The organism is Arthrobacter sp. FW306-1B-F12A (assembly GCF_058781865.1).
Map to the genome: position 1 here is coordinate 1 of NZ_JBYSXD010000074.1, position 13186 is coordinate 13186.

Annotated in this window: 14 protein-coding genes; 6 read left to right on the plus strand and 8 right to left on the minus strand. The window is 63.3% G+C overall.

Annotation, left to right across the window (positions count from 1 at the left end):
• Nucleotides 1-94: 94 nt before the first annotated feature.
• From pgsA to AC3WJU_RS21520, 5 genes are all read right to left on the minus strand, one after another.
• Nucleotides 95-724 carry a phosphatidylinositol phosphate synthase gene (pgsA, locus tag AC3WJU_RS21500; RefSeq protein WP_284988145.1) on the minus strand — a complete coding sequence of 210 codons (630 nt, stop codon included), beginning with the start codon at nucleotides 722-724 and terminating at the stop codon, nucleotides 95-97.
• A complete protein-coding gene (locus AC3WJU_RS21505; protein ID WP_492260810.1) occupies nucleotides 717-1325 on the minus strand; it encodes an HIT family protein in 609 nt (202 codons plus the stop codon). Before AC3WJU_RS21505 ends, pgsA begins: the two co-directional genes overlap by 8 nt.
• Before the next feature lie 29 nt (nucleotides 1326-1354).
• Nucleotides 1355-3364, minus strand: a complete 2010-nt coding sequence (gene thrS / locus AC3WJU_RS21510) for a threonine--tRNA ligase (RefSeq protein WP_492260811.1) — start codon at nucleotides 3362-3364, stop codon at nucleotides 1355-1357.
• Between the two features lie 245 nt (nucleotides 3365-3609).
• Nucleotides 3610-3894, minus strand: a complete 285-nt coding sequence (locus AC3WJU_RS21515; protein WP_059389211.1) for a YegP family protein — start codon at nucleotides 3892-3894, stop codon at nucleotides 3610-3612.
• 109 nt (nucleotides 3895-4003) lie between these two features.
• Entirely contained in the window at nucleotides 4004-5602 is a 1599-nt protein-coding gene (locus AC3WJU_RS21520) for a S53 family peptidase (RefSeq protein ID WP_492260812.1), read from the minus strand.
• Between the two features lie 219 nt (nucleotides 5603-5821).
• Between AC3WJU_RS21520 and gad the strand changes: the two genes are divergently transcribed.
• The 4 genes from gad to AC3WJU_RS21540 all read left to right on the plus strand — a co-directional run bounded on the left by gad (nucleotide 5822) and on the right by AC3WJU_RS21540 (nucleotide 9384).
• Nucleotides 5822-7222, plus strand: coding sequence for a glutamate decarboxylase (gene gad, locus AC3WJU_RS21525; protein WP_306960226.1), 1401 nt, complete (start codon nucleotides 5822-5824; stop codon nucleotides 7220-7222).
• Between the two features lie 46 nt (nucleotides 7223-7268).
• Nucleotides 7269-8135, plus strand: a complete 867-nt coding sequence (locus tag AC3WJU_RS21530) for a class II glutamine amidotransferase (RefSeq protein WP_492260813.1) — start codon at nucleotides 7269-7271, stop codon at nucleotides 8133-8135.
• A gap of 89 nt (nucleotides 8136-8224) precedes the next feature.
• Nucleotides 8225-8377 carry a hypothetical protein gene (locus tag AC3WJU_RS21535; protein WP_172465612.1) on the plus strand — a complete coding sequence of 51 codons (153 nt, stop codon included), beginning with the start codon at nucleotides 8225-8227 and terminating at the stop codon, nucleotides 8375-8377.
• Between the two features lie 116 nt (nucleotides 8378-8493).
• Nucleotides 8494-9384 carry a helix-turn-helix transcriptional regulator gene (locus tag AC3WJU_RS21540; protein WP_306959747.1) on the plus strand — a complete coding sequence of 297 codons (891 nt, stop codon included), beginning with the start codon at nucleotides 8494-8496 and terminating at the stop codon, nucleotides 9382-9384.
• 15 nt (nucleotides 9385-9399) lie between these two features.
• Here AC3WJU_RS21540 and AC3WJU_RS21545 read toward each other — a convergent pair whose 3' ends face one another.
• The 3 genes from AC3WJU_RS21545 to AC3WJU_RS21555 form a co-directional block, all read right to left on the minus strand.
• Entirely contained in the window at nucleotides 9400-9843 is a 444-nt protein-coding gene (locus AC3WJU_RS21545) for a hypothetical protein (protein ID WP_306959745.1), read from the minus strand.
• Between the two features lie 201 nt (nucleotides 9844-10044).
• Nucleotides 10045-11001 (minus strand): cation diffusion facilitator family transporter, encoded by a 957-nt coding sequence (locus AC3WJU_RS21550; RefSeq protein WP_492260814.1) that lies wholly within the window; start codon nucleotides 10999-11001, stop codon nucleotides 10045-10047.
• Nucleotides 11002-11061: 60 nt separating this feature from the next.
• Complete coding sequence (locus AC3WJU_RS21555; protein ID WP_059389215.1) at nucleotides 11062-11793, minus strand: DUF72 domain-containing protein; 732 nt, start codon at nucleotides 11791-11793, stop codon at nucleotides 11062-11064.
• Nucleotides 11794-11865: 72 nt separating this feature from the next.
• Between AC3WJU_RS21555 and AC3WJU_RS21560 the strand changes: the two genes are divergently transcribed.
• Both AC3WJU_RS21560 and AC3WJU_RS21565 read left to right on the plus strand, forming a co-directional pair.
• On the plus strand, nucleotides 11866-12075 hold the full coding sequence (locus AC3WJU_RS21560) for a hypothetical protein (RefSeq protein ID WP_284755563.1): 210 nt from the start codon (nucleotides 11866-11868) through the stop codon (nucleotides 12073-12075).
• Complete coding sequence (locus AC3WJU_RS21565; protein ID WP_332602159.1) at nucleotides 12072-12593, plus strand: DUF6328 family protein; 522 nt, start codon at nucleotides 12072-12074, stop codon at nucleotides 12591-12593. The genes AC3WJU_RS21560 and AC3WJU_RS21565 overlap by 4 nt, the downstream gene beginning before the upstream one ends.
• Nucleotides 12594-13186: the final 593 nt, after the last annotated feature.

Below are 13186 nucleotides of genomic sequence, written 5' to 3' on the forward strand. Positions count from 1 at the left end.
AGAGAATCAGGGCACCGAGAACTACGCCCGCGGTCCCGACGACGGTAACGGCGTCGGGCGAGACCCCCACCTTGAGCTACGGGCTAATCACCGCTTAAGCGGGCGTCCCGCCGTCGACGTCTGCCATTGCCTGTTCGCGGACGGCGGCCATCCTTTGGACGACGGTGACTGCCGTTGCGGCGGCGAGGATGACAAGGGTCACCAGCAAGACGACGGGGGGCAGCCCCAGCCCGGTCAGACCGGTGACGAGGAGCACGGAAATAAGCCGCTCAGCGCGCTCGGCGATGCCCACATTGGCGTAGAAGCCCAATGATTCAGCCTTGGCGCGGGCGTACGAAACCACCATCCCGAGCACCAGGCAGCCCAGGGACGCGATAGCAATCGCGCTGTTCCCGCCTCCCGTGAAGAACCAGATTGCGACGCCGGCGAAAATGGCGCCGTCTGCCAGCCGGTCCAGCGTGGAGTCGAGGAAGTTTCCCCACGGGCCGCTGCGTCCCTGTTCCCTTGCCATGATGCCGTCCACGACGTCGGACAGCGCGAAAACGGCGATCAGCAGCGAACCCCACCAGAGCTGGCCCAGGGGGTAGAGAATCAGGGCACCGAGAACTACGCCCGCGGTCCCGACGACGGTAACGGCGTCGGGCGAGACCCCCACCTTGAGCAGGAACCGGGCCAGGGGCGAGAACAGCCCGGTGAAGAACCCGCGGGCGTGCCGATTAAGCATCCTGCTCCCCGGACAGATCCGACTCTTCCGGCCAGGCGTCGGCCACTTGCTGGCGGACCTCGTCAAGGGTCTGGGTGACAGCCTTCGTCTGGGCGATGATGGGGAAAAAGTTACCGTCCCCGCCCCAGCGCGGAACTACGTGCTGATGCAGGTGGGCTGCGATGCCCGCCCCGCCGGCCACACCTTGGTTCATGCCCAGGTTGAAGCCGCTCGGGTTGGCCACCTTGCGCAGCACCCGCATCGCGGTCTGCGTGAGCTCCGCCATTTCCGCCGTTTCCTGCACGGTAATGTCCGTGTAGTCCGGAACATGCCGGTACGGGCACACGAGCAAGTGACCGGGGTTGTAAGGGAACAAATTGAGGACCACGTAGCACGTCTTGCCGCGGCGCACGATGAGGGATTCCTTGTCCGTGCGGCTCGGAGCCACGCAGAACGGGCAGTCGTCCTCGTTCTTGAACTGGTTCTGCCCACCCTTGATGTAGGCCAGGCGGTGCGGAGTCCACAGGCGTTGGAAGGCATCAGGAACACCTGCCAGGCCGAAGTCGTCAGTCACTTCGGCATCGCCCGGATAGTCAGCTGTCACGCCCGTGTTCTCCTGCATTTTTCCTGGCCCCCGCGGTGTCCGACTCGTCAGCTCTCGCGGTTCTTGACGGCGTCCACGATCCTTCGGACGGCCTCGGCAACGGGCACACCGTTGTCTTGGCTGCCGTCACGGAAGCGGAACGACACCGCACCGGCCTCTGCGTCCTCTCCGCCGGCAATGAGGACGAACGGAATCTTGTCCTTGCTCGCGGTGCGGATCTTCTTTGGGAAGCGGTCGGAGGAAATGTCCACTTCAGCACGGATACCCGCAGCCTTGAGCTGGCCAACGACGTCGAACATGTAGTCGTTGAACGCCTCAGCCACCGGAATGCCGACCACCTGCACGGGAGAGAGCCACGCGGGGAAAGCTCCCGCGTAGTGCTCCGTGAGGACGCCCATGAAACGCTCTACCGAGCCGAACAGCGCGCGGTGGATCATGACGGGGCGCTGGCGTGTGCCGTCTGCAGCCTGGAACTCCAACTCAAAACGCTCAGGCAGGTTGAAGTCCAGCTGGATGGTGGACATCTGCCAGGTGCGGCCCAACGCGTCCTTCGCCTGCACGGAGATCTTGGGGCCGTAGAACGCGGCTCCACCCGGATCCGGAACAAGTTCCAGCCCCGAGGCCTCGGCTACTTCTGCCAAGGTGCGTGTGGCTTCTTCCCAGGCGGCGTCTTCCCCAACGAACTTGTCTTCGTTCTTGGTGGACAGTTCAAGGTAGAAGTCGTCCAGTCCGTAGTCCTTGAGGAGGCCAAGGACAAAGTTCAAGGTGGAGGTGAGCTCGTCCTTCATCTGTTCGCGGGTGCAGTAGATGTGGGCGTCGTCCTGTGTCATGCCGCGCACGCGGGTCAGACCATGGACAACACCGGACTTCTCGTAGCGATACACAGAGCCGAATTCGAAGAGCCGCAGGGGCAGTTCCCGGTAGGAGCGGCCGCGCGAACGGAAGATGAGGTTGTGCATCGGACAGTTCATCGGCTTCAGGTAGTAGTCCTGGCCGGGCTTGCGCACGGTGCCGTCGTCGTTCAGTTCCGCGTCGATGTGCATCGCCGGAAACATGCCTTCCCTGTACCAGTCAAGGTGGCCGGAGACCTCGTAGAGGTGTCCCTTGGTGATATGCGGGGTGTAGACGAACTCGTATCCGGCGTCCACGTGGCGCTGGCGCGAATAGTCCTCCATCGCCTTGCGGATGATCCCGCCCTTCGGGTGGAACACCGGCAGTCCGGAGCCCAGCTCATCCGGGAAGGAAAACAGGTCAAGTTCCGCGCCGAGCTTGCGGTGATCTCGGCGCTCGGCCTCGGCGATGCGCTCCTGGTACGCCTTCAGCGCATCCTTGGTGGGCCAAGCGGTGCCGTAGATACGCTGCAACTGCTGGTTGTTCTGGTTGCCCAGCCAGTACGCCGCCGAGGAGCGGGTCAGGGCGAAAGCGTTGGAGATCAGTTTGGTGTTGGGCAGGTGCGGGCCTCGGCAGAGATCGCACCAGACGCTGTCGCCGCTCTTGCGATCCACATTGTCGTAGATGGTGATGTCCCCGGCGCCCACCTCGACGTTGACGCCCTCTCCGGCGTCGGCGGCGTCGTTCTTCTTGCCCAGCAGTTCAAGCTTGTAAGGCTCGCCCTTCATGGCCTCGCGGGCTTCGTCCTCGGTGACGACGCGGCGCACGAACTTCTGGTTCTGGTTGATGATCTTCTGCATCATCTTCTCAAGCTGCCGCAGGTCTTCAGGAGTGAAGGGCTCGGCGACATCGAAATCGAAGTAGAAGCCGTCTGTGATGTAGGGACCGATTCCGAGCTTGGCGTCCGGACGAAGCTGCTGCACAGCCTGGGCCATCACGTGCGCGGTGGAGTGGCGGAGGACGTTCAGGCCGTCCGGCGAGTCGATGGTGATGCCGTCAACCTGGGCACCCTCGGGCAGCACTTGGTCGAGGTCCTTGAGTTCGCCGTCGACTCGGGCCACAACGACGTCGCGGCGCTCAAAGAAGAGTTCCGCGCCGGTGGTCCCCTCCGTCACCTTGGTCTCTTCGCCATCGACGATGAGGGTGATCTGCTGGGCATCTGACACGGGTGTCTCCTATTCATTGATAAGGCTTCATAGCTTGTGGCGTACGGGGACCACAGCCAGCCATCGTCCATCGTATCCGCTCGGGCTGGGGCAGCCAAAGCAGGCGCAGGCGTGCCGTTTTCCCCTGAGGACACTTGGCGCGACGGCATTTTCGGCATGCGTCATTGCAGCCCGTTCAATCCGTAACGGAGGGCCCTGTGGGAACTGGAGTGCGGGGCGGTTTGCGAACCCGCGCTATCGCAGGGCTACAAGCGGCCTGCTGCGCTTCTCACTTCGTGCTTCCGCCATGCGGGTTGGTGGAACAGATGCAAGTGGTGGGCCTGACGCTCAAGGGACGGCGTCCACCGTCCGTGGCTCCTGTCCTTGATGAGGGCCGTTCCGGCGATCTCCCGGAGCGTGGATATCCCGCGGACAGCCGATTGTTTGGTGGCAAAGGTCGTAGACATCGCCAGGATCTCGCCTTCACCGTCGCGCAGTGCAATCCTGTACCCATCGTTGGGTCCATCGACCAGCTCAAAGTATCCAGCCATTGTGTAGCCTCCTTTGAAACCTGAGGTTGTAAAGGACACCAACCAGTTTACCGAGTCAAAGCCGTGTTGTGGCGGGTTTTGGACCGCCGCAATGGCTCCGGCAGGTCCACTAAGCCTTGGCTTGGAGCAACGCAAGGAGGGCACTGCCGTCCGGACTGCCCAGGCCTGTGCAGGGATCCCAACCGGTCCCGGCGTGGTAGCTTCCATTGGAGCCTGAGGTGATGTCATGGAAGCCCGACGCCGGTTGCTTGCCGTTTTGGTAAAGCAGCGGCTGGATCAGGCCGAAGCGCCTGTTGGTGGCCTGGGCGAGCCGGGCGACGAGGGCTGCCCAGAGCGGCGCCACCGCACTTGTTCCACCGATCACCATGTCTTTCCCGTCGACGCGCACCTGATAGCCGGTCTGCGGGTCGGCAACGCCGCTGACATCGGGGACGCCCCTTCCGGCCTTCTTGGGCACAGGCTTGTGCTTGGCGTGCCCCGGGATCCCCGACTGCCAGGAGGGCGCCGGAAAGACGTCGCTGAATCCTCCGCCGGTAGCCGAGTTGGGTCCGTCGTTCCAGACCGTTTCCGCCCTGATGACACCTGTTGCGGTGTCCGCTTGAAGTCTGGTTCCGCCGCAGGCCAGCACATGCGGGCTCGACGCCGGGAAATCGGCGTGATCCTTGTTGTCGGTTGCGCCGTCGGCACTGCCGTTGTCCCCGGCTGCCGCTGTCACCGTCACGCCGAGGGCCGCGGCGTCGGCCATGGCCTGGTCGAAAGCCGTCCGGGCTTGGCCGGTCCAGGCGTCTTCGCTCTGGCCCCAGCTGATGCTGATCGAGGCCGGCGTCGGGGTTGCATGCGAGGCAGCGATAATCGCATCCAGGAACCCGGCGTCGGTGTTGGGGGCGAAATAGACCAATATGTTGGCCTTTGGCGCCAAGGCGCCGACCACCTCGATGTCCAGCAGGACTTCCCCGTCGGCGCCCGACGGATCCTGCCCCGGCTGGTTCGCCCCGCCGTCGACTCCCACCGCGGTGACGCTCGGCGTGGGGATGCCAAGGCCTTGGAAGTACGTGTCAAGGTCTTGCTGCCCGTAGCCCCCACCCAGCTCGAGGATGGCAACGGTTTGGCCCGTCCCGTCCGTTCCCGCAGGGAAATTGTAGATCCTTCCCAGCTGCGGCGGGGTGTAGCTCGCAGCGGCCGCAGCGAGGGGAATGGCGCGGAATTGGGCGCGGGCCTGCGGCCGGTCGTCAAGGCCGAGGACGGCAACGATGACGCCGTCGAGGGCCGCAGGGACGTGGAGGCCTCCGGTGCGGTGCCGGTGGGTGATAGCGGTACCGTCCGGGCTTCGGCTGGTCAGCTCGTCCAGGGATGTCCCGAAAATGCTGCTCATCTGCTCCACGGTTCCGGCCAGCCGAATCCTGCGGCTGGCCGCGTCCGACTCCACGACGTCGAGACCAAGGTTGGTGAAAGTGCCTACAGCAAGATCCAGGTCTGCGGCCGATGCGCCGTATCGGGAGGCAAGTTCGTCCCGCGAAAGCACAGCGGACGGCACCTCGGGCATTTCTTCCTGGCGCCTCAGGATGACTGTCGCTTCGATCCGATGGGAAGGATCGACAGGGCCGAGAATGTCCCGGAGGCCCGGGGCGGGAGCCCTGTCCGATCCTGGTAGCGGAACGCTTTGCGTCTCCCCCGGCCGACGATCTTCTGGAGTGTCCTGCATCGACATTGGTGCCTCCTAGCCTCACGGTGACAGAGCTCCGTCCCCTGCGATTATGCACCAGGAGTCACTTTGGCACCATGGCCTGGAAGGCCACAGGCTGCGACGATCTGAACGATGGCGGCTCCCGAAAGTGCTTGGGTACGGCGTACGCACGCGGTAGCGTGGGGCCTTGGCGGGCCATGCCACCGCAGCGGCTCGCGCAGCGGCGAGTCAAAGGAGCGAACCATCAATAGGTCACACCGAACATCAGCCCATGAACCCGACACTGCAGTAGAGCTGAACCCCGTCTTCAGCCGACCCGGAGAATCCAGTATTTTTCCACGGTTCACCATTCCGGACGGTGAGTCCCTTCCGTCGACCGCCTATCAGGTTGTCCACGACGAAGCCATGTTGGACGGCAACTCCCGCTTGAACCTGGCAACATTCGTTGGAACGTGGATGGAACCGGAAGCGTCGAAGCTGTACGCCGAGACGTTCGACAAGAACATGATCGACAAGGACGAGTACCCGCAGACGGCGTTGATCGAAACCCGTTGCTGGCGGATGCTCGCAGACTTGTGGAACGCACCCGATCCCGCCAAGTCAGTCGGGACCTCAACGATCGGTTCTTCCGAGGCGTGCATGCTGGGCGGCCTGGCCTTGAAACGTCGCTGGCAGCACGCACGGAGGGCGGCCGGCCTGTCCACGGACAAACCCAACCTGGTCCTCAGCTCGGCCGTCCAAGTGTGCTGGGAGAAGTTCTGCAACTACTGGGACGTGGAGGCCCGCTTCGTTCCGGTGTCGCAGGAACACCAAATGCTGGACGGCTACGAGCTGGACAAGTACGTCGATGAGAACACCATCGGCGTTGTCGCGATCATGGGCGTGACCTACACGGGGGTCTATGAACCCGTCGAGAAGATCTCGGCGGCGTTGGACGAGATCCAGGCAAAGCGGGGCCTTGATATTCCGATCCACGTCGACGGCGCCTCCGGAGCCATGGTTGCACCTTTCCTGCAACGGGAGACCGTCTGGGACTTCCGCCTGCCGCGGGTTGCCTCGATCAACACCTCCGGCCACAAGTACGGCTTGGTCTACCCCGGCCTCGGCTGGATTATCTGGCGTGACGAGCAGGCACTCCCCGAGGACCTGATTTTCCATGTCAGTTACCTGGGCGGGAACATGCCGAGCTTCGCCCTGAACTTCTCACGCCCCGGCGCCCAGGTGCTCCTTCAGTACTACCTGTTCCTCCGGCTCGGATACGAGGGATACAAATCCGTCCAGGCAACCTCCCGGGACGTGGCGCTCTATCTCTCCAGTGAAATAGGGGCAATGGAGGCGTTTACTTTGTGGAGCGACGGATCCGACATTCCTGTCTTTGCCTGGCAACTCACCGACGGCTACACGGAGAATTGGAACCTTCACCACTTGTCCGAAAGGCTGCGGATGAATGGGTGGCTCGTCCCCGCCTACCCCATGCCGGAAGGATTGAGCGAGATCACAGTCCAACGGATCGTTGTCCGCAACGGATTCACCCGCGACCTCGCATCCAGTTTCCTGGCCGATCTCAAGAAAGAAGTCGCCTACCTGGACGGCCTCACGGCACCGATGCCCGCCGGTGGGCAGACCCAGGCGTTCCACCACTAGCCAGCAGCAGCTTCGCCGCCAGACGATTGAAGGAAGGATGCGTGCCATGTGCCGATTGTTCGGCTTGCATGCCGGTTCGCAAGCAGTCCGGGCCACTTTCTGGCTTTTGGACGCCCCGGACAGCCTCGCTGACCAGAGCCGGCGCGAGCCCGACGGCGCCGGCATAGGCACCTTTGACGGTGACGGCAAGGCCCATGTCGCCAAGCAGCCGCTCGCCGCATGGGAGGACCACGCCTTTGCACGTGAAGCACGGGTCCTGAAGAGCACGACATTCCTGGCCCATGTGCGATATGCCAGCACCGGCGCGCACACCATGGTCAACACGCACCCTTTCGAGCAGGACGGGAGGTTGTTCGCCCACAACGGCGCCTTCGGCGATCTTGAGCGGTTGGACCAGCGGCTGGCGGAGTCCGGAGTCGCGGATCTGGTGAAGGGCCAAACAGACAGTGAGCGCCTCTTCGCCTTGATCACCGCGGAGAGCAGAAGAGCGGATGGCGACGTCGGCCAAGGTATCATCCGAGCGATCAGCTGGATCGCCAAGGAACTGCCGGTGTTCAGCTTGAACCTCATCCTGACGACGGCGAGCGACGTTTGGGCAGTCAGGTATCCGGACACGCATGAGCTCCACATTCTGGAACGGCTTCCTGCCCGCTCGGCCGAGGCGGCTCCCCTGGACGCGCGGAGCTCCCGGATACGCGCCCACAGTAGGGAGGCCTCGCGTGCAGGACACGTCCTCATCGCCACCGAGCCGATGGATGACAACCCCGAGTGGAGAGCGCTTCCCGGTGGTGCCCTGGTCCACGTCAGTCCGGATCTGGCTGTGACCATCAGCCACCGCTTCCCGGAGGCTCCCGCACATCCCCTTACGCTGGCCGATCTCTCCCCCTCCGCGGCCGCATCCCAGAAACCGTGATCCTCGAACACAAAACGTCGCCCGGCGACTTAGCCTGGAGCTCGCGTGTTCATCGCGCCCGTGGGCCCTGCCGCACATAAGATCGATCCATGACCGCTGAAGTCGAATCCGAAACCGCCTTCGTCCCGGCCGTCCAACTCGACGGGCAAATGAGCATCAACGACGTCCTGCTGGAGTTGGGGCGGGAACCCGTGGTCTATCCGTCCGCGAACGCCGATGCGGGCGATTTCCACATTTTCTAGCACGACGCCCGGATCCCGGACGACGTCGGGGTCCTCACCGCTGCCGGGAGGTGTCGTTGATAGAGGTACTGTCAGGGACTCCCTCAGGGCGCTGCGAGGTCACTATCGTTGATCGCATGGACAACCGCAACGACGCTCGCGACTTCCTTGCTTCCCGGCGCGCGAAGATCACCCCCGAACAGGCAGGGCTGCCGACGTCGGGCGGCAATCGGCGAGTACCGGGGCTCCGTCGCGGCGAAGTCGCGACCCTCGCCGGAGTGAGCGTTGAGTATTACACCCGGCTCGAACGCGGGAACCTTGCGGGAGTGTCCGAGAGCGTCTTGGAGGCACTGGCGAGGGCCCTCCAACTCGACGAGGCTGAGAGTGCGCACCTGTTCGATCTGGCGCGTACCGCCGGAACAAGCAAGAGGCAGCGTCGATCCGCACCACAGCAGGTCCGGCCAAGTGTGCAGTTCGCCCTTGACGCCATTACTGACGCGCCGGCATTCGTCCGCAACGCCCGCATGGACATCCTTGCCGCCAACAAACTCGGCCTTGCTTTGCATTCCGAGATGTACGTCAACCCGGTCCGGCCCGCCAACTACGCACGCTTCATATTCCTGGATGAAGAACGGGCCCGGCGGTTCTTCCCGGATTGGGAACTCGCCGCCAACAATATGGTTGCCATCCTCCGCACCGAGGCCGGCCGCGACCCCTTCGACCGCGGGCTGAGCGACCTTGTAGGAGAGCTTTCCACCCGAAGCGATGAATTCCGCACTCGCTGGGCCGCGCACAACGTGCGCCGCCACTACAGCGGTTTCAAGCATTTCCACCACCCCGTGGTGGGTGAACTCCGCCTACTTTTCGAGGCAATGGAATTGTCGGCGGACACCGGCCTCTCGCTGTTCATCTACCCTGCAGAACCTGGCTCCCCCTCTGCGGACGCCCTGCGCCTCCTCGCGAGCTGGGCAGCCACCCAGGAAGTGGCGGAGCAACCTCAAGCCGCACCTACGGCAGGTGGGGCGTGATCGCAACCGGTTAGCCTATGGTCTCGGGTCCCGGCGCCCCTCCCCGTCGCCTCGGTCGTCGTCCCGTTCCCGTCGGATTTCGTCGTCGTCCCGGTCCCGGCGGCTTCCCGCACTATCCGGATCCGAGCGTTTGCCGGCATCCGGGTCCAACTCTTCTGCCCGCCGCAACCTGTCCTGCGAGACTTCGTTGGCGCGCTCGGCGGCTTTCTGCTTGTCCGCGGCCTCCCGGTGCAAGCGTTCCGCCTCGCTCTCGGCGCGAGCGGCGTCTGCGGCCGCCCGAGCGGCCTCGGCGCTGCGCTCATGAGCTCCGAGGGCGTCGGCACGGGCTTTCTCGCGGAGGTCCGCAGCGCGCTTGCGGTTAGCGGCGTTCTTCGCGCGGCGCCCATAAACGACGACGGCGACGATCACCGCGATGATCACGACCGCCACCACGATCCAAATCCAAAGTTGACCATCCATTGGAACTCCCCTCGAAAATTGACTGCGCCTCCGCAACGCCGGTGTTATCGATCGGCCGACCCTGCCGTTGGCCAGCCGGGATCGGCGTCCTCGGACAGCGCGCGGATGCTGGTCTCTTGAGTCAACAACTTTGTGTGAACCATGACACGAGTAGCTTGTACTTGTTTTCCCCGGAGGTTCAAGCGGACTGACGGTCCTGGTTTACTCCACGGCCGGCGACGGACGCCGAACGCCGAAGGACAGCGAGGGCTCGTCGGGGGTAGCGAGGGTCAGGACGGCCTCCTCGACGGTCTCCTCGTCCTCGAGTTCCCGTTCCACGCGGCGCAGCGCGATGGCCACTTCGTGTTCCCGGAGGTCGCCGGTGATATCCACTGCGGCCACGAGGTACAACTTGCGCGGACCGACAAACTCCAGGTGAAGATATGTCAGGCGCTCGATTTCGCGGTGTTCCATGACCCTGATCGCCATCGACTTCTCGAGTTCCGGAGTGACGCCCTGGCCGACAAGGAAGCGACGATTGCGATCTATTAGTACTACGGCGATGACACCGAGAAGAATGCCGACAAATATGGATCCGAGCGCATCCGGAAGTGGTGATCCAGTGAGCTGGTGCAGGAAGATTCCCAAGAAGGCAATGAGCAGGCCTATGAGCGCGGCGCTATCCTCCGCGAAGACTGCACGCATGGTGGGATCTGAACTCTTGAGCACTTGCTCCAAGGTCCGGCGTTCGAGCTCCCGTGCGGACTTGCGGGCCTGCCGGAATGCCTGGACGAACGAACCCCCTTCCAGGACGAACGATACCGCCAAGACAATATAGGCGACCGCGAAATCACCGGCGGGCTCCGGCGCGAAAAGCTGTTGGATGCCGTGCATCACGGAAACAACGGCGCCTGCGGTGAACAAGCCAAAGGCGGCAAACATCGACCACACGTATGCTTCCCTGCCGTAGCCCATCGGATGGGCCACGTCCCGCTTCTTCGAGGATCTCCTCTCGGCCACCAGCAGGAAGACCTGGTTTCCCGTGTCCGCCCAGGAGTGGGCGGACTCAGCGATCATCGAAGCGGAGCCGGTAAGCACGGCGGCGACAGTCTTTGCGACCGCAACAAGAAGGTTTGCCGCAAAAGCCAAGATCACGGTCATGAGGGATGAAGCTGGCATCCTGACCTTCTTGGTTTCAACCATGGAAACTACCGTACCCAACAACCATGGAGTCCACGCCTAGTGGTTGCCGAGGAAGGAACGGAGGGTGCGGGCATTACGGACCGCGTTACCGCCGCCGTCGTTATTGAAATAGACGAAAACCTCCTTGCCCGCCGTCTCCCATTCCGCAATTCGGTCGGTCCACCAGCGCAGGTCCTGATCGGAGTATGAACCTCCATAAAGGTGGTGGTGATCCGGCCCATGCATCCTGATGTAGACAAACGGCGCCGTCGCTCGGAGGACGCACGGGAGCTCCGCCCCGCTCATGATGCAATAGGCCGTCCGGTGCTTTTCAAGCAACTCGTAGACAGCCTCGTCATGCCAGCTGTCATGGCGGAATTCGACGGCGACCTTGATCCACTCGGGGAGGAGGCCAAGGAAATAGGCCAGCCGGCCGTCGTCGCGCTCCATTCCCGGCGGCAACTGGACCAGCAGGACCCCACGCCTGTCCCCGAGCTCATGCCACGCCGAGGTGATCCTGCCGATCCAGGCTTCGGGTGCGTAAAGGCGCTTGCCATGGGTGAGCCCACGGGGCGCCTTGACCGAAAACACGAACCCTTCAGGTAGGCGGCGTCGCCAACTGGCGAACGATGAATCGCGCGGCCAACGATAGAAACTCGCGTTGAGTTCGACGGTCTCGAATTGCTGCACGTAGTAATCGAGCCGGTTGCGGGAGGGGGTGCCGGCGGGATAGAGCACGTGGTCCCAGTGGTCGTAACTCCACCCCGACGTCCCTACGTGGGTTGCCATCCGGCCAGCCTATGGTCGAAGTCGCCGAATAAGTAAGCTGATTGATATTCGGAATCGATGAGAGGTTGGTCGATGGCCATGCGATTCGGGTCGATTTTCGGGCTGATCGTGGTGATCTGGCTCGTCATAGGAGCAGTAGCGGCCGGACAGCGAGGCTACTTCAGCGCCGTCCCGGCGCAGTGCTCCCAGTTCGCAACGATTAGCCTGAATATTGTTGCCGGTCCCTTGAACTACATGGGACTGAATCCCGTGGCAGGCTGCGAACTGCCGCGGCCGTCGTGAGCGGACCGGAAGATCCCCTGTTCCCCGGGCCGGCTCCCGACACCAGGCACGAGTCCGAGGACCAACGGATGGACCGAAACTGGAATGAGCTGCTCCAGGAGATGCGCGTCCTCCAGACGGGCGTGCAGATTATCGGCGGCTTCCTGCTGACCCTGCCGTTCCAGCAGCGATTCGGCACGCTTACAGGGATGCAAAAATGGTGGTTTCTCCTGCTGGTTGTCCTGGCGACCATGACCACCGGGCTCATGCTGGTTCCGGTAAGCCTGCACCGGCGGCTCTTCCAGCATCATGTCAAGTACCGGCTGGTGGCTGCAGGCGACAAGATCGTCAAGGCCGTCGTGGCGTGTGTGTCCCTGCTGATCGCCGGGTGCGCCGGACTGATCTTCAGCGTTGCCGTGGGGCCTGAGGCCGGCCTCGCCGCGGGCGGCAGCATCCTTGTCGCCCTCGCGGCGCTCGTGCTGCTGTACCCGCTGCTTTCCTGGTCTCCCCGGCGCCGGAAGTCCGAGCAGAAACGATAGTTCGAGGCCCTGACGCCGGCCTAGTCTAGGCCTTCTCGATCGACATAGTAAGTTTGCTGATCAATTTTCCCGAATCCATGGACAAGTGACCTCCCGGCCTACTAGTTTCGATGTGGTAACAGGCTTGAACGGGCGTCGACAGAGGGCCGGAGGCCTTCTGTCCGGGGCCATGGGCCTGCATTCAAGGCCGGCTTCCGGTCACCGACGGAAGCCGTCCTGGGTAGCGGGTCATGATTTTCCACCCAACAAGTTCAACCAATACGGAAGGACGGCATGGAAATGGACGAGCAGCATGGAGCCGAGGAAGAGGCAGCCGGAGGCTACGGAACTCCGACGCCGGAACAAGAAACAGCAGGACGGGGGGCCCGGAAGGCGAATCAGGGCGGGCACAACGGATCAGCCGCGGTGCCATCGGCCGACGCCGAGCTGGATGAGTCGAACTCCGAGGGAAGCAAGGCAGGGACTTCCTTCTCATCCGAACCGAAGGGCGATGCGACAGGACTGCCCGAGGATAAGTGGCTCTTCGTGGTTGGTGGGGAACTGAGTTCGTGTCGTTGAAGACAAGAGGGCCCGTGGCCCTGTTGGGATGAGTG